This is a genomic window from Tenacibaculum sp. IMCC1 (assembly GCF_054906355.1).
This window is the reverse complement of the sequence record NZ_CM142818.1, coordinates 994,702-1,010,954: the sequence shown is the minus strand read 5'-3', so window position 1 is coordinate 1,010,954 and position 16,253 is coordinate 994,702. Positions and strand designations below refer to the sequence as shown.

15 protein-coding genes and 1 other RNA gene are annotated in these 16,253 nt (G+C 31.2%); 4 read left to right on the top strand and 12 right to left on the bottom strand.

Annotated elements, in window-relative coordinates; genetic code table 11:
* Positions 1–3 precede the first annotated feature (3 nt).
* From ACXIHB_RS04570 to rny, 3 genes are all read left to right on the top strand, one after another.
* Positions 4–294, top strand: a complete 291-nt coding sequence (locus ACXIHB_RS04570) for a cell division protein ZapA (RefSeq protein WP_462099025.1) — start codon at positions 4–6, stop codon at positions 292–294.
* A gap of 56 nt (positions 295–350) precedes the next feature.
* A non-coding RNA gene (gene ssrS / locus ACXIHB_RS04565) (6S RNA) lies at positions 351–459 on the top strand.
* Between the two features lie 48 nt (positions 460–507).
* Positions 508–2,073 (top strand): ribonuclease Y, encoded by a 1,566-nt coding sequence (gene rny / locus ACXIHB_RS04560; protein WP_047789620.1) that lies wholly within the window; start codon positions 508–510, stop codon positions 2,071–2,073.
* 55 nt (positions 2,074–2,128) lie between these two features.
* Here rny and ACXIHB_RS04555 read toward each other — a convergent pair whose 3' ends face one another.
* The gene (locus ACXIHB_RS04555; RefSeq protein WP_073183261.1) at positions 2,129–2,845 is read right to left on the bottom strand and encodes a hypothetical protein; all 717 of its coding nucleotides are present in this window, start codon (positions 2,843–2,845) and stop codon (positions 2,129–2,131) included.
* A gap of 240 nt (positions 2,846–3,085) precedes the next feature.
* Here ACXIHB_RS04555 and ACXIHB_RS04550 point away from each other — a divergent pair, with 240 nt between their 5' ends.
* Entirely contained in the window at positions 3,086–3,580 is a 495-nt protein-coding gene (locus tag ACXIHB_RS04550; RefSeq protein ID WP_047789621.1) for a DinB family protein, read from the top strand.
* An 11-nt stretch (positions 3,581–3,591) separates the two neighbouring features.
* Here the strand turns inward: ACXIHB_RS04550 and ACXIHB_RS04545 are convergent, their stop codons facing one another.
* From ACXIHB_RS04545 to ACXIHB_RS04495, 11 genes are all read right to left on the bottom strand, one after another.
* On the bottom strand, positions 3,592–4,752 hold the full coding sequence (locus ACXIHB_RS04545) for a gliding motility-associated C-terminal domain-containing protein (protein ID WP_462099024.1): 1,161 nt from the start codon (positions 4,750–4,752) through the stop codon (positions 3,592–3,594).
* Positions 4,753–4,757: 5 nt separating this feature from the next.
* Positions 4,758–7,028, bottom strand: a complete 2,271-nt coding sequence (locus tag ACXIHB_RS04540; protein ID WP_462099023.1) for a hypothetical protein — start codon at positions 7,026–7,028, stop codon at positions 4,758–4,760.
* Positions 7,029–7,048: 20 nt separating this feature from the next.
* The gene (locus ACXIHB_RS04535) at positions 7,049–7,813 is read right to left on the bottom strand and encodes a hypothetical protein (protein ID WP_047789624.1); all 765 of its coding nucleotides are present in this window, start codon (positions 7,811–7,813) and stop codon (positions 7,049–7,051) included.
* A gap of 47 nt (positions 7,814–7,860) precedes the next feature.
* A complete protein-coding gene (locus ACXIHB_RS04530; RefSeq protein ID WP_462099022.1) occupies positions 7,861–8,808 on the bottom strand; it encodes a hypothetical protein in 948 nt (315 codons plus the stop codon).
* A gap of 90 nt (positions 8,809–8,898) precedes the next feature.
* A complete protein-coding gene (locus ACXIHB_RS04525) occupies positions 8,899–9,951 on the bottom strand; it encodes an ATP-grasp domain-containing protein (RefSeq protein WP_053056709.1) in 1,053 nt (350 codons plus the stop codon).
* A gap of 3 nt (positions 9,952–9,954) precedes the next feature.
* The gene (locus ACXIHB_RS04520) at positions 9,955–10,194 is read right to left on the bottom strand and encodes a DUF6095 family protein (protein ID WP_462099021.1); all 240 of its coding nucleotides are present in this window, start codon (positions 10,192–10,194) and stop codon (positions 9,955–9,957) included.
* Positions 10,187–11,002: an N-acetylmuramic acid 6-phosphate etherase gene (gene murQ / locus ACXIHB_RS04515; RefSeq protein ID WP_047789627.1), complete on the bottom strand. Its 816-nt coding sequence runs from the start codon at positions 11,000–11,002 to the stop codon at positions 10,187–10,189. The genes ACXIHB_RS04520 and murQ overlap by 8 nt, the downstream gene beginning before the upstream one ends.
* Before the next feature lie 207 nt (positions 11,003–11,209).
* A complete protein-coding gene (locus ACXIHB_RS04510; RefSeq protein WP_462099020.1) occupies positions 11,210–13,435 on the bottom strand; it encodes an NADP-dependent isocitrate dehydrogenase in 2,226 nt (741 codons plus the stop codon).
* A 714-nt stretch (positions 13,436–14,149) separates the two neighbouring features.
* Positions 14,150–14,497 carry a 50S ribosomal protein L19 gene (gene rplS, locus ACXIHB_RS04505; protein ID WP_047789705.1) on the bottom strand — a complete coding sequence of 116 codons (348 nt, stop codon included), beginning with the start codon at positions 14,495–14,497 and terminating at the stop codon, positions 14,150–14,152.
* Between the two features lie 122 nt (positions 14,498–14,619).
* Positions 14,620–15,294, bottom strand: a complete 675-nt coding sequence (trmD, locus tag ACXIHB_RS04500; protein ID WP_462099019.1) for a tRNA (guanosine(37)-N1)-methyltransferase TrmD — start codon at positions 15,292–15,294, stop codon at positions 14,620–14,622.
* 31 nt (positions 15,295–15,325) lie between these two features.
* A complete protein-coding gene (locus ACXIHB_RS04495) occupies positions 15,326–16,183 on the bottom strand; it encodes a pseudouridine synthase (protein ID WP_462099018.1) in 858 nt (285 codons plus the stop codon).
* Positions 16,184–16,253 lie beyond the last annotated feature (70 nt).

Here is a 16,253-nt window from a genome sequence, read left to right as displayed (position 1 = left end):
TGCATGGCAAAAATAAAAGTTAATGTGGTAATTGCTGGGAGAACATATCCATTAAGTGTAAATAGTACAGATGAAGAAGAAGGATTACGAAAAGCAGCAAAAAGTATTAACGAATTAATAGCCAAGTTTGAACAAAATTATGCGGTAGCAGATAAGCAAGATGTTTTAGCAATGAGTGCTTTACAGTTTGCATCAAAAGCAGAAATAGTATCGTTAAAAAATACTAAAGAAAAAGCCGAAGTATTTCAAAAGATAAATGAATTGACTAACTTGCTAGAAGATCATTTATTATAACGTTCTTTAAAATATATTATTTAATATACTGCCTACATTAGTACATTGTTTGTTAAACTCAACGTTATTCAATTATAAAGGATGAGTCGTGATTAGTAAAGCAAGCCGATTTTACCTCGGATCCTTGATCAATCAGTTAATCCTAAACTTGTTATTTTGGAGTTTTTAAAACCCTATTAATGTGGGCTTTTTTTATACAATCAAATCAAAATTATGGAGGGAATATTATTTCCTGTTTTAGCAGGAATTATAGGTGTAGCAGTAGGTTTTTTTATTGCTAAAATGTTAGAAAAATCTAATGCAAATAAATTAATACAAGAAACAAAAAAAGAGGCTAATAGCATTCTTAAAGAAGCTAAAGTAGAGGCTGAAGCAATAAAAAAAGATAAAATATTACAAGCCAAAGAGAAGTTTATAGAATTAAAATCAGAGCATGAAAAAGTAATTTTATCTAGAGAAAAGAAAGTTTCTGATGTAGAAAAAAGAATTAGAGATAAAGAGAGTCAAGTATCATCAGAACTAGATAAGAACAGAAAACTTAATAAACAATTAGAAAAAAAAGAAGCTGATTTTGATTATAAATTAGAGTTCTTAGAAAAAAAAGAATCTGAGCTAGAAAAAATGCACAAGCGTCATGTAGACATGCTTGAGCAAATTTCAGGTTTATCTGCAGATGAAGCTAAGACAGAATTAGTTGCATCATTAAAAGATGAGGCAAAATCTGATGCAATGTCTTTCATACAAGATACCATTGAAGAAGCTAAAATGACAGCGCAACAAGAAGCTCGTAAGGTGGTTTTAAACACTATACAAAGAGTAGGAGTAGAGCAAGCTGTAGAAAATTGTGTGTCGGTATTTAATTTAGAATCAGATGACGTTAAAGGTAGAATTATTGGTAGAGAAGGACGTAATATTCGAGCTTTAGAATCTGCAACTGGAGTTGAGATTATTGTAGATGATACGCCAGAGGCAATTATTTTATCGTGTTTCGATCCTGTTCGTCGTGAAATTGCTCGTTTATCAATGCATAAATTAGTTACAGACGGAAGAATTCACCCAGCAAGAATTGAAGAGATCGTAAAGAAAACCGAAAAACAAATCACTCAGGAGATTATTGAAGTTGGTAAACGTACTGTTATTGATTTAGGAATTCATGGTTTACACCCCGAATTGATTAAAACTGTAGGACGTATGAAGTATCGTTCTTCTTATGGTCAAAATTTATTACAACACTCACGTGAAGTAGCAAATCTTTGTGGTATTATGGCAGCTGAAATGGGATTAAATGCTAAAGCAGCTAAACGTGCAGGTTTATTACACGATATAGGTAAAGTACCTGAAACAGAAAGCGAATTACCACACGCATTATTAGGGATGCAATGGGCTGAAAAGTACGGAGAGAAACCAGATGTATGTAATGCAATTGGAGCTCACCACGATGAAATTGAGATGAAGAGTTTAATAGCTCCTATTGTTCAAGTTTGTGATGCAATTTCAGGAGCAAGACCTGGTGCACGTCGTCAAGTATTAGATTCTTATATTCAACGTTTAAAAGATTTAGAAGATATTGCTTTTGGATTTAACGGAGTTCAAAAAGCTTATGCAATTCAAGCGGGGCGTGAATTAAGAGTTATGGTAGAAAGTGCTAAAGTTAACGATACTAAAGCTGCTGAATTATCATTTAATATTTCTCAAAAAATTCAGAATGATATGACGTATCCAGGACAGGTTAAAGTTACTGTAATTAGAGAAACAAGAGCAGTAAATGTAGCGAAGTAATTATTAAATTATAAAATATAAAAATCCCTCATCAATTTTGATGAGGGATTTTTGTTTAATCATGGTTTCTTCTTGATTTACCTCTTTGTTCAGGCTTTCCTTTTCTATATTTATTGTTGTCGTTTTTGTAAATTTTATGTTTACGTCTTTTTATAACTTTACTACGCTTGCCAATTTTTGCATTAGGTAATGCTCTGTAGTAATAAAAGTTTTTATCTTCTCTAAACTGACGATAGTTTCTTCTAAAGTCTTTTCTGTAAAAATATACATCGTCATAATCAAAAATATCTCCTATGTTTATGTCGATATTTACATCAACTCCATCATCGTAATAATAATGATCATTTCCATAATAGTGATGTCCTCCTGATTTTACATGTCCTCTAAACCTTGGGTTTCCCCATCTATCATATTGAATATGTAGATTTCCAACCTTAAATAAGTTTCCGAATTTGTATCTCATAAATACACTACCAATTCTTTTTACATTTCCCCTGGCATCGTAATTTATATATACGTTTCCAACACTTCTAACACGTCCTCTTCTATCTCGTTTTATACGTACACCATAGTCAGAATATCTATCGTAGTGAGTGTTAAAATCGAAATCTCCATTTAAAAACACATGAAATTGGATTCCTCTTTCTACAAAGGTAACCGCTTCATTATAACGGTATGTAACCCCAATTTTGCTAGTTGATTTTTCAATGTTGTCGGCATTTACAGTTGTTAATGACATCATTGCTAATAATAAAAGTATCCCTGTTCTCATAATTGCTAATTTTAGGGTTATGCTTACTCTATATGCTTTTCGGCTTCCGCAGTTGTTATGTAATTTTCCAAAGAACGTGCCAAAAAATATTTTAAAGCTTTTTAAAAGTAATAATATAAAGTGATTTTTTACTTTAAAATACTGATATTTAGTGTCTTTTTTAGGATTTAAAAAATAATTTATTTCTCCCCGTAAAAAGTTCTATATTTATACGACTTACTTGAAAACTTATACTTACGAATGATAGCAGCTATTGATAAAAATTTACAAAGAGGGATTAAATTATTAGAAGCAATTAGTGATGAACAATATAGTGATACATCTATTCCGCCTTATTATTCGAGCATAGGGGCCAATATGAGACATATTTTAGACGTTTTTACCTGCATTTTTAATGGGCTAAATAAAAACTGTGTTGATTTTTCTGATAGAGAACGTAATCATTTAGCAGAGCAAAAAACAGCTTCAGGAATAGCATATTTTAATGAAGTTATAGAGCAATTATATTGTTTGAAGACAGAAGATTTTGATAAAATTATTTCTGTTACTGACGATTTAGGAACAGGGAAAGTAACAGCAAATTATACTTTAAGCAGTGCTTTAATCCAGGCACATAGTCATGCAATACATCACTTTGCCAGTATAGGTTTTATTATAAATCAATTAGGAATAGAGTTACCTGATGCAGATTTTGGGTATAATCCTACAACACCTAAGAAAATATTAATAAAGTAGTAATTAATAATTTATCGGTTAATATACACCCAACCTTTTTTCATAACGTTTAGCTTATTGGGTGAGTTACCTAGCTCTAAATAATAAAAATACGTAGCAGTAGGAAGTTTGCTTTCTTTGTTTAGTGTAGCTCTACCGTTAGAGGTTCCATCCCAATTATTCTTGTAATTTAAAGTTTCATAAACTAGGTTTCCCCAACGATTATAAATTGTTAACTTATTATGTGTATAGTTATTAACTTCATCAAAGACCAAGAAGTCATTAAGACTATCTCCATTTGGAGATATTAGAATGTTATTGTTACTACTTATTTCATTATTTAACAAAGAACCAATAGTTATTACTTCGTAATTATTAGGTGTAAATGCCGCCGATGTAATTGTTCCTTCAGACAAGTCTCCGGTAACTTGCATTACATTTAAGTTTACCCATTGATTTTCTGCTTTGCTCCAGCCAACAACTATTAATTGAGAAATTTGATTAGCTATTGATGTAATATCACTACGGTTGTTCCATGTTAATGTAATTTGAGTTTCATTATTTCCATCTAAATCCCAAAACTCAATATTACTTACGTTTTCGATAATAGCTTGTTTTTGATCTGTTAAAAAAACTGAAGTAAATGTTGAAGGGAAATTTGGGTTTTCGTAAAAATAAGCTCCTTTGAACACATAATATTTATCATGGTTTGGTAAACTCATAGGACGCAACATACTTCCATCTCCAATTGGGAATGTAAAATTTGTAGTATTTTTATTTCCTTGTTCTACTAAGGCATAACCATTAATATGTCTAGAGTTATCTTCCCCGGCATAAAAATCATAGTCTAAAAATTGAAGAGAAATAGAGTTGTCGAGTCTAGGTGTGACAATTTGCCCGTTTATAAAGTCTAATTGATTACGAATTTTTAAAGAGTTGTAAAGTTCTATATTTTGTAAAGCATCAACTTCTACATTAAAAAAACTAACACTATTAGTACCGGAAATCGTTCTTACTTCATTATCAGCATAGAAACCAGCAAAACCTGTGTAATTATCTAATGTACCATTATTTACTACATTAGTATGAAAACCTATTTTGGCGTCGTTATGTAATTGCACATTTCCAACATTGTAAAATGCATTTTGAGCAAGTAATGAACTAGAAAATAATATGAAAAATAGATTTTTCATTTAAACTATTTATATGCTGTGTATAATACAACAAGGTTTTCGGAGCTAGCATTATTAGTTCTATTTACATTAATAGTAAAACCATTTGTATTAAAAGAGGTCATGGAAGCTGTAATTTTACCGAGATCATTACCATTTTGATCACTATATCTTAAACCTATACAGTTTGAAGAAGATGCAAACCTTGAAATATCATTTATAGAATTACCACTACCTCCAATATAAATAACTTGTTGTGTTATTGTTCCAGAGTCATTTCTAGCGAAACCGTTCATTGTACCAAAAGAATTAGCAATGCTTCTGTTGTTATCACCTATATTATTGTCTAGATCTAAGTTAAAAGATTCAACATTTGCGTGAGCTACAAAAGTTATTTGAGAAGGTTGAAAAGGTAGTGTATTTATAGTAACATTTCCGTTTGTATTAATTATAAAAGCACCAGTATATACAGTTGGTCCTAAATATACACCACCATTGGCTCCAGTAGAAATTTGATTATTACTTTCAGAGGCAATCAATTTTTTCTTTTCAACAACACCGTTTGTATTGGTTGTTAGTATATCATTATTTGTAGTAACAGTAGATATATCTCTAATACGTACTTTACCATTAACATCTAAACGTTCAGAAGGGATAGTGGTATTTATACCAACATTTTGATTAGATTGAAGAATTCTAACTGCTTCAGTATTGTTTGTTCTTAAAGATAAATCTTGAGCATCAGTAGTTCCAATAAAATTATTTGTAGGATTTGTGGCTGAGTTACCAGTAACTTTCCAATTATTATTAATATTGTTTAGAATATTACTAATACTTACCCATCTAGTTCCATCACTCTGTACCTTTAATGTAGTATTATTGTTTATCGTAGATGTATCTGTGTTTGATTCGTTTCTGTAAGTAGAAGAATTAATGTTTCCACCAGATACATTTTTAATTATGTAGATTCTTCCTTTACAGGTATTTGCTGTAGGAAAATTAATTGTAACGTTAGCTGTAACAACTACTGTATGATGGTCTTCATTAAGTGTAGTGTTAGAGTTAATTTGTTCAATAGATTTAGAGACAGATCCCTCAATTTGTAAAGTCGAATTAGCTATTAATTTAGGGTTTGTAACACCTCCGTTTGAAGGTGCATTTATATTGTCTGTTACAGAATATTGATTCTGATTAATATTAATACCAAAACGTGTTTTAGCATTCTCAGTAGCATTAGATCCTTGAACTCTAAAAAACTCTTTATAGAACTCTCCATTTCTATAGTCAAACCTTTTGAAAACAATAGGTTCGTTTCCATCATCGGCAATAACAAACTCCAAACGACCGTCATTAGTAGGACCAGCGGAACCTATTTCAAAAAAATCAGTACCTCCAGAACTACCTTTTAACCTAAAACTTCCATTAGAAGTTGTATAAAACATAGGTTTGTAAAAGCTAGCACCGTCAGCTCTAAATTGTAATGCAGATACACCATCAGAACCATTTAAATATACTAACGATTGGTTTGGGTTGTTATAATCAGTTCTAGTTGGTTCGTTTAAGCCTAATGTTTGTCTTCTACCAAACTCTAGCATAGAAACGTTATTAGAACGGATTTGCATTTTAACATCATCAATCGTTCCTAAAAAATTTGTATTCGTAGTTCCAGTATTACCTGTAATTAGCCAGTTATTCAAAGCAGGATTATCTATCCAATCTACACCGGTACCTGTAGAGGTTAATATTTGACCAGAAGTTCCAGCAGAATTATTAATATCTAATAAGCTACTGTTAAATTCAGTAGGACTTTGTAAAATAATATTACTTGGGGCTGTTAACTGCATTGTTGAAGAAGCAGATAGTTGCATAGGGCCTCCTGTGGTACTTATTTGGGTACTGTTAATACCATTTATTTGTATAGTGTTACTAAATAGTTGTAGATAGTTTAAGTTTTGTAAAGTTAAACCAAAGCTATTGGTGCCGTTTAAAGTACGGTTTGAAGTTAAATCACCGTTGGCAGTATAGATATTTTGAGAAGCAATAGTAGAGCTAATTAACTTCCAACCGTCTACAGTGTCATATATTTTTATTTGACTATTGGTTGTATCGAACCAAACATCATTTTCAACAGGGTTGGTTGGTGCGGTTGTAGAAGTAGTAACGTTATTATTATTTACTTTTTGAATAGTTCCTTTATTATCTATAATCCTAACTTCTTGTGCATTGGCACTAAAAGAAGATAGTGCCAATGCAAAAGCTAGTATAAATCTTTTTATATGTTTAATGTTTTCAAGCATTAAGGTAAATTAAGATTTAATTATTTAGACCAATGAACTTCGATAATATCTTCGGTAGTTATTGACCAATCATATGGAGCTGTATTGGTAGGAGCTAATGAAACAGAGGCAGGGTCTGTAGCAGTTGCCCCAGCTATAATACTATAATCTCTATTAGCAATCAGTTTTGCACCATTTCTATATACACTAACATTTTTAAACTCTAATGTTTGAGGAGCGTTTGTAAGTACTAAAGTTAAGGTAGCAGGATTAGCTGTAGCAACAACTGCAGGTGTAGTAGTACTATCAAAAATATCATGACCACTTTGGATTAAATCACTTAACAGTAATTTTTTTACTTGACCAGTAGCTTGATCTCTTACTAAAAGAGTGTAACCAGTAGTAGAAATACCATCAGCTTGTCCTGCATCAGCAGTTGCAGCAGCACCGTTTTCAACAACTGTATTATTTAGGTTAAAATTAATACCATCAATAGTAAAGTTATGATCTGTTGTACCATCATTTAAAGTGATTGTAGTATCACTATTTAAAGTTCCTCCCAATTGAATAGTGGTGGTAGTGGTATTGTTAGTAGTATTAGTTAATGTAGTAATACCATTTTGAGTTTGGATGTATTTAATAGTACCTTTATTGTCTATAACTCTTATAGTTTTATTTACTCCAGTTTGAATGTCTTTATTTGCAGGAGCAATATCTACACCAGTGATTTGCGCACTAACAGTACCAATAGCCAATAAACTTAAGACAGCTAATGTTAATTTAAATTTGTTTGTAATTGTTTTCATGAATTGATAATTAAATTGTTTTTAAGATTTTTAATTAAGGATTGTTATTAATAAAGTTGAACTATTCGTATTTCATCACCTGCATAGCATGTTGCTTCAGGTTCTATGGTAATCGTTGTGGCATTATCAACAGTAAAGTCTATTCTAACTCCGTTTCTGTATACATTAATTTTATCAGTTGTATATAATGTAAGCCCTGTAAAAGTTACCTGACCATCAGTTGCTATAATTTTTATAACTTCTTCATTTAGTAGGTTAGAAGCAGCGGTTCTTTTTAAAACGCCAGTAGTTCTATCTACTGTAACGATATCATCAGTAGTAGTGCTTCCATTTTCTAAACCACTAATAGCTAATGTATTTGTAGTACTAGTTTCAATAGTGGTAGGTTGAATTAATACGCCACCTAATTGAATAGTATTACTAGCATTTATTAAAAGTCCGTTATTTGCAGATGGTGTTGTGTTAGATGTCACCCAAGTTGTACCATCATAAGCATAAATTATACCAGTGGTTGTATCTACATAAACATCTCCAGAACTTGGATTCGGGGCAGTACTATTATTAGGTGTTCCATTTCCTCTTCTAGGGTTGTTATCTATAGAAATCCAATTTGTTCCATCCCAAATACTGGTGGTATTATTTTGAGAGTCGTTAATCCAAAAATCACCTATTTCATTATCAATAGGAGGTGTGGAAGAAGTAGTTACGTCAATACTTTCTCTAGTTCCTGAAGAACATAAACTTCTCCATGAGCTACCATCGTACATGAAAACACAATTCTGGTCAATGTTGAAAACTAAAGCACCTCGCAAAGGTTGAATAGCATTCATTTGAGTGCTGGTCATTTTACTTATAACTAAAACTTTGTCAGAACTCTCTAGTTCTAGGATAGAGCTTAAATGAATTGAAGAGGGATTATCTCCAACTTTTACTTGAGAAAAGGTTGGGATAATAGCACAAACAAGAATCAAAGAAAAAAGTAATCTTCTTTCCATTCAGTTAAATAATTAATTGTTCTTAAGACTCGGGGGGATTCTTAAAAAATACATGGACATGTATTCGCTTACAAAGGTAAGAAAGATTTTTTATTTAGAAAGACGTTTAATTTTTTTTGTATATTTTTTTAGTAAAAAAATTTCATAAAGAAAACTTATCGAATTTTTATATGGAGTATTGAAATTCTTATGGTTCGTAATGGCGATATTAAAAAGAGATTTCCAATGTACCCTTATAGCTTTTAAGGCTTTTAGATAGGTATAATTTTGTGAATCGTAAATATGAGTAGGTTCTGCTATAATTCCGTTGATTTCTAGTATTTTAAAATTGACACCCTTTTCTAGCTCCTCAAAAGTATTGTACTTTAAATCAATTCGTCCATAATACCAACCGGGAATTGATTTACTTAGTTTATCAAAAGTGTCAGTTAGTTTATCATTTATCAAATGATTACCATTAATAAACTGAGTTCCCTTAGAATGATTACCTATAGCAGTAAGTTTAATAACCTCATTTTTAACAGGTATTTCTGTAAGTTTATTTTGATGAATTTTAAAAAATAAATCGACGTATAATTTAGCTCTTTTATCAGCTAAAATTAATTCTTTTAAAGTAGAGGTCCCGTCTCCTGTAACGGATAAAAAATGTTTTAGAGTTAATGAAGAAATTTTTCCAGAATCATCCTTTGGGTTTCTATGATAAAATATCCCACACTCATTTTTATAATCTAAAAACTCTTGAATAATAATGTCAATGGAGTATTTTTCAAGATAGTTTTTTAATGTTTCTTTTGTAGTTATTTTTTCAACTAATAAACCTCTAAAGCCAACATCGGGTTTTGCTATTAAAGGAAAATTAATTTTTTGTTCTTTGATATTTTTACAAACAGTTTTAAAATCAGTTTTTGGTTTAATTAAAACTGTTTTAGGTCTATGTTGTTCAGGAACTAATAAAATTGTTTCGTACTTACTTTCAGTTCCATTTCCAGAGCTTTTTATACATGGATTAGCTGCACTAAAAAAAGCTAAATGTTTGGCTTTGAAGGCTAGATAAAAAGCGTAAGGAAGATTAGGAAGATAAAACATAGCGGATGGCCAATGCTCCCAGTCTGTTATTTTTTTTATGGAACTATTTTTAATCAAAAGTTATTTGCTAAAAAGGTGGTCTAATATAGTTTTAAAAGTTTTAAAGCCATAATATACGGTAAATAGTATTAGCAACACACCAACTGCGAGCAGACCATATGCAATAAAAACTTTTGGAGCATCTTTAAAAGCACGTAAGGCTTTAAAAGCAATACTTAATACTAATGGAGAAATAATTAACAACCCTAAAAAAACTAAGAGCTTTTTTATACCAGCTTCAAAAGTAGTAGCTTTATTCATTTGTATAGTTTTTTATTGCTTCACGAACATTTCTATATTTTTTTAATAGCTCGCTAGCAGTTTCTTGGTCGATATTTAATTCAGAAGCTAACATTTTTTCTCCTCTATCTACTAATTTGTTGTTAGACAATTGCATATCAACCATTTTATTTCCCTTAACTCTTCCTAATTGAATCATACTAGCTGTAGAAAGCATATTCAATACTAATTTTTGTGCTGTTCCAGCTTTCATTCTAGAACTTCCAGTCACAAACTCAGGGCCTACAACAACTTCAATAGGAAATTGAGCAGTTAATGCTAAGGGACTTCCTTGGTTACAGGTTATACAGCCTGTAATAATACCGTTATTGTTACATTCTTCTAAAGCAGAAATAACGTAAGGTGTAGTTCCAGACGCAGCAATACCTACTACAATATCTTTTGATGATATTTGATGCTCTTGTAAATCTTTCCATCCTTGATTCGTTGAATCTTCAGCGAATTCAACAGCTTTTCTAATAGCATAATCACCACCAGCGATTAATCCAACAACTAACTCGTGAGGAACGCCAAAAGTAGGAGGACATTCACTAGCATCTACAATTCCAAGCCTACCACTGGTACCAGCACCAATGTAAAACAATCGACCACCTTCTTTTAATTTTAATACAATATGTTTCGTTAGTTTTTCTATTTGAGGAAGTGCTTTTTCTACAGCGAAAGGAACTGATTTGTCTTCTTTATTGATGTTAAACAGTAATTCAGATACACTCATTTTTTCCAAATTATTATAGTTGGAATCTTGTTCGGTTGTTTTTGTAAACTTCATGCTTCAAATTTACTAATTAAAAGTTTTAAGAAATTAGATTGTTATGATTATAATTTTATGGTGTCATAATTATAAGTCAAAACAAAGTAATGGGGGTTAAATAATAATTCGGCGGACATTATTGTTTAATAATTTGTTTGGTTTACTTTTTTAATAGAAAAAGCAGGTGATTTATCACCTGCTTTTGAATTTTATATAACTAATTAATTATATGTTTTGTAAAATATTATTAAGAGTTTTACTTGGCTGCATTACTGCATTAGCTAAATCATCATTTGGTTCATAATATCCACCAATGTTTACAGCTTTACCTTGTACAGAATTTAATTCTTCTACAATTGTCGCTTCATTAGTAGCCATTTTTTCTGCTATAGGAGCAAATTGAGATTTTAAATCAGCATCTTTGTCTTGAGAAGCTAAAGCTTGTGCCCAGTACATAGCTAAATAAAAATGAGAACCTCTGTTGTCTAGCTCACCAGTTTTTCTTGAAGGTCCTTTTTTATTATCTAACAATTTGCTTGTCGCATCATCTAAGGTTTCTGCTAATATTTTAGCCTTGGTATTATCGTTAGTTTCCCCTAAGTGTTCTAAAGAAACTGCTAATGCTAAAAATTCTCCTAAAGAATCCCAACGTAAGTGATTTTCTTCTACTAATTGTTCAACATGTTTTGGAGCAGATCCACCAGCACCAGTTTCAAATAATCCACCACCATTCATTAATGGTACGATAGATAACATTTTAGCTGAAGTTCCTAATTCTAAAATAGGGAATAAGTCAGTTAAATAGTCACGTAAAACGTTTCCTGTAACAGAAATAGTATCTTTTCCTTCTTTAACTCTTTCTAAAGTATATTTGGTAGCCTCTATTGGAGATAAGATTTTAATTTCTAAACCTGTAGTATCGTGATCTTGTAAATATTTTTCTACTTTTTTAATGATTTCTGCATCGTGTGCTCTTTCTTCACCTAACCAGAAAACAGCTGGAGTTTGAGTAGCTCTTGCACGAGTAACAGCTAACTTTACCCAGTCTTGAATAGGGGCATCTTTAGTTTGACACATTCTCCAAATATCACCCGCTTCAACAGTGTGTTCTAATAAAACAGTTCCATTAGCATCAATAACTTCAACTTTTCCATCAGTAGTGATTTCAAAAGTTTTATCATGAGAACCATATTCTTCAGCTTTTTGAGCCATTAATCCTACATTAGGAACTGTACCCATAGTAGTTGGATCAAAAGCTCCATTTTTAATACAGAAATCGATAGTTTCTTGGTATAAACCAGCATAAGAACTATCAGGAATCACAGCTTTAGTATCTTGTTGTTTTCCTTCTTTATTCCACATTTGTCCAGAAGTACGAATCATTGCTGGCATAGAAGCATCAATAATTACATCAGAAGGAACGTGTAAGTTGGTAATTCCTTTGTCAGAATTTACCATTGCTACATCAGGGTTACTAGCGTAAATAGCTTCAATATCTGCTAAAATCTCTGCTTTTTTATCAGCTGGTAATTCTTCTAGGTTACTCAACAAGTTACCAAATCCGTTGTTTACATCAACACCAATTTTTTTAAATGTATCACCATGCTTAGCAAATAAATCTTTAAAGAAAACACGAACAGCATGACCAAATATAATAGGGTCTGAAACTTTCATCATGGTTGCTTTCATGTGTAAAGAGAATAAAACTCCTTTATCATTAGCATCTTTAACTTGCTCTTCTAAGAAAGTTAACAATGCTTTTTTACTCATAACAGAAGCGTCAATTACTTCTTCAGCTAGTAATGATACCTTTTCTTTTAAAACAGTTTTGTTTCCATTAGCATCAGTATGTACAATTTGTACATCTGTAGCATTTGGTACTGTAATTGATTTTTCACTGTGTGCAAAATCTCCTTCAGTCATTGTTGAAACATGAGTTTTTGAGTCTGAACTCCAAGCTCCCATTGAATGAGGATTCTTTTTTGCGTAATTTTTTACAGCTTTTGGAGCTCTACGGTCAGAGTTACCTTCACGTAAAACAGGGTTTACTGCAGAACCTTTTACTTTGTTATAACGTGCTAAAATAGCTTTTTCTTCATCGGTAGTAGCTTCTTCTGGGTAATCAGGTAAAGAATATCCTAAAGCTTGTAGTTCTTTTATTGCGGCTTTTAATTGAGGTACAGAAGCAGAGATGTTAGGAAGTTTAATAATATTAGCTTCTGGCTTTTTTGCTAAATCTCCTAAAAAAGCTAAAGCATCTTCTACTTGTTGTTCTTTAGGTAAAAAGTCTGAAAAGTTAGCAAGAATACGACCAGCAAGAGAAATATCTTTGGTTTCTACTTCTATGTTAGATGATTTTGTAAAAGCTTTTACGATTGGTAAAAACGAACGAGTAGCTAATGCTGGAGCTTCATCCGTTTTTGTGTACATAATTTTAGCAGTCTTATTCATATGTATAAGTAATAAATTAAATTATATTTTGAAGTGACGCAAATTTAAGAATTACGGTTGAGTTTTTTGATGGTAAATTATTATTAATTAGTATGTTTTGTTATGAATATGATAATTTAAAGAGGTGAAATAGAGAATTTGTTATTAAAAATAAAAGCCATATCAAACAATTTCTTGTAATTGATATGGCTTTCTTGAAATAGTAAGAGGTACTGATTTGTATTACTACATTATCAAATAAACGGTGTTTATGCTTTTTCCTTAGATAAAGCTACGTTACTACTTCAAAAGAAACTTTACCTTATAAATTATGTCACCTATAAAATAAAAGTTTCGATGTTTTTAAACAGGTTAGTCCAGCTAAATTTAAACCAATAATACTTATAAACTTATAACTAGAAAACTATAAATTATTAATAACTTACAATTAATCAAAAATTATGATGATCGTATTTAGCTTAAATTACGTTTAAAAACAAAATATATAAAGAACGTTACTTTAATGGTTTACTTTTAGTGATTAATACAGTTAACTATAATTCTGAGGTCACTTACTTTGTAAACTCTTTTCCAAATATAAGAAATAAATAGCTCTTTTTTAGTGTTTTAGGTGTTTTGTTATCAACAAGTTGAATGTGGTGTTTTATTAACAAATGTGAATAAAAAAACACCATGATTTTCATGGTGTTTTTAATTTCTTTTGAGAAGAAGTTTTTAGTGTCTTCTTTCTTTAATTCTTGCTTTCTTACCAGTAAGACCTCTAAAGTAGTAAATACGAGCTCTACGTACTTTACCTCTTTTGTTTACTTCGATCTTTTGGATAGAAGGTAAGTTGATAGGGAAAATACGCTCAACACCTACAGTACCAGACATTTTTCTAATAGTAAATGTTTCAGAAGCTCCGCTTCCTCTCTTTTGGATAACAACTCCTCTAAAAAACTGAGTACGAGTTTTGTTTCCTTCCTTAATTTCGTAGTATACTGTAATAGTATCTCCAGCTGCGAATTCTGGTAATTCGTTTTTTGTTACAAATTCGTCTTGAACAAATTTTACTAAATCCATTTTCTTGTTATTTATGGTTGTATAAAAGCAACATTCACGATTTTCGTCAGAGGTTGATTTTGTGGCTGCAAATTTAGAACTTTTCTTTTGATAAAAAAAATAAATAAATCACTGATTATTAGTTAATCTAATAAATCTGGACGTATTTCTTTTGTTCTTTTGTAAGCTTGTTCTGAGCGCCATTCTTCAATTTTAGGGAAATTACCTGATAGTAACACCTCAGGAACCTTCATTCCTTCATATTCTGAAGGTCTAGTATATACAGGAGGTGATAGTAAGTTGTCCTGAAAGCTATCAGTTAAAGCAGAAGTTTCATCACCCAAAACTCCAGGAATTAAACGAATGACAGCATCGCATAAAACAACTGCAGCCAATTCTCCTCCAGTTAACACATAGTCACCAATAGAAATTTCTTTGGTTACATATTTATCACGTACACGTTGATCTACACCTTTGTAATGTCCCGTTAAAATAATTATATTTTCTTTTAAAGAAAGGGTATTTGCTGTAGCTTGATTTAGTGTTTTAGCATCTGGAGTCATGTATATGATTTCATCATAGGTTCTTTCAGATTGTAGCTTTTCAATACATTTAGCTATAGGTTCAATCATTAAAACCATTCCAGCACCTCCACCAAATTGGTAGTCGTCAATTTGACGATAATTACCAAAACCATATTCTCGTAGGTTATGAAAATGAACTTCAGCGAGTCCTTTGTCAATAGCCCTTTTCATCATTGAGTTTTCAAATGGGCTCTTTATTAAGTCGGGTTCAACCGTAATAATATCTATTCGCATGCGGCAAAGATAGATGTTTTAAAGATATTTATTATGGGAATATTTTTTTGAATTTCTTTGGAAGTTCTTTTGTAATGTTGATTGTTTCTTTAGTAAAAGGGTGCGTGAATTCGAGTGTTGAAGCATGAAGAAAAAGCCCTTTTCCTTTTAATACTTTATTTTCTATAAAGTATTCTTTATCACCTAAAATCGGATTGCCAATAGCGAAAAGATGCTTGCGTAGTTGATGTTTTCTTCCTGTTTTAGGATGTAATTTAACCAAGTTCAAGAAATCAAATTTAGGTGACTCAGCAGTTTCAATAACTTCAAACGAAGTAGAAGCTTTTTTATCATCAATAGGAAAGTTAATTTCACCTTTCCTCTCTATTTTACCAATACAGATTGCGTGATATGTTTTCTGAATCTCCTTTTTTTCGAATAGTTGGTTTAAAACAATAATACTTTCGGTTGTTTTTCCAATAAGTAACAATCCACTTGTAGGATAATCTAATCGGTGCACAGGTCGAGGGCGAGTAGCATTTGGTGAATCGCTTTTTTGTAAATTTTGTATTAGAGCATTATCAATTGTGGCAAAAGAATTTCCACTAACCAACATTCCTGCTGGTTTATAAATAATAGCTAAGTAATCATCTTCAAAAAGAACTTCTAAAGGGAAATCAAAATGTTTTCTTTGAGTTTTTTCTTCTAATTGAAATAACTCAATAGTATCTTCTTTACTAATATACAAAGCTGTTGTAGCTATTTTACCATTGACCTTTATTAATCCTTTTTTAATAGCTTTTTTTAGGCTGGATTTAGTAGGGACGGTTTTAAAAATTCCGACAGCATATTCTTGTAGTCGAATCGGGGTTGCTATGCTTTCTACATTATGAGTTTCAGAAATTATCAAAACAAAGTACTTATTTTATTCAAAACTAAGCAAATAATTTTTGTTATCAATTAAGGTACGTCCGTACCTT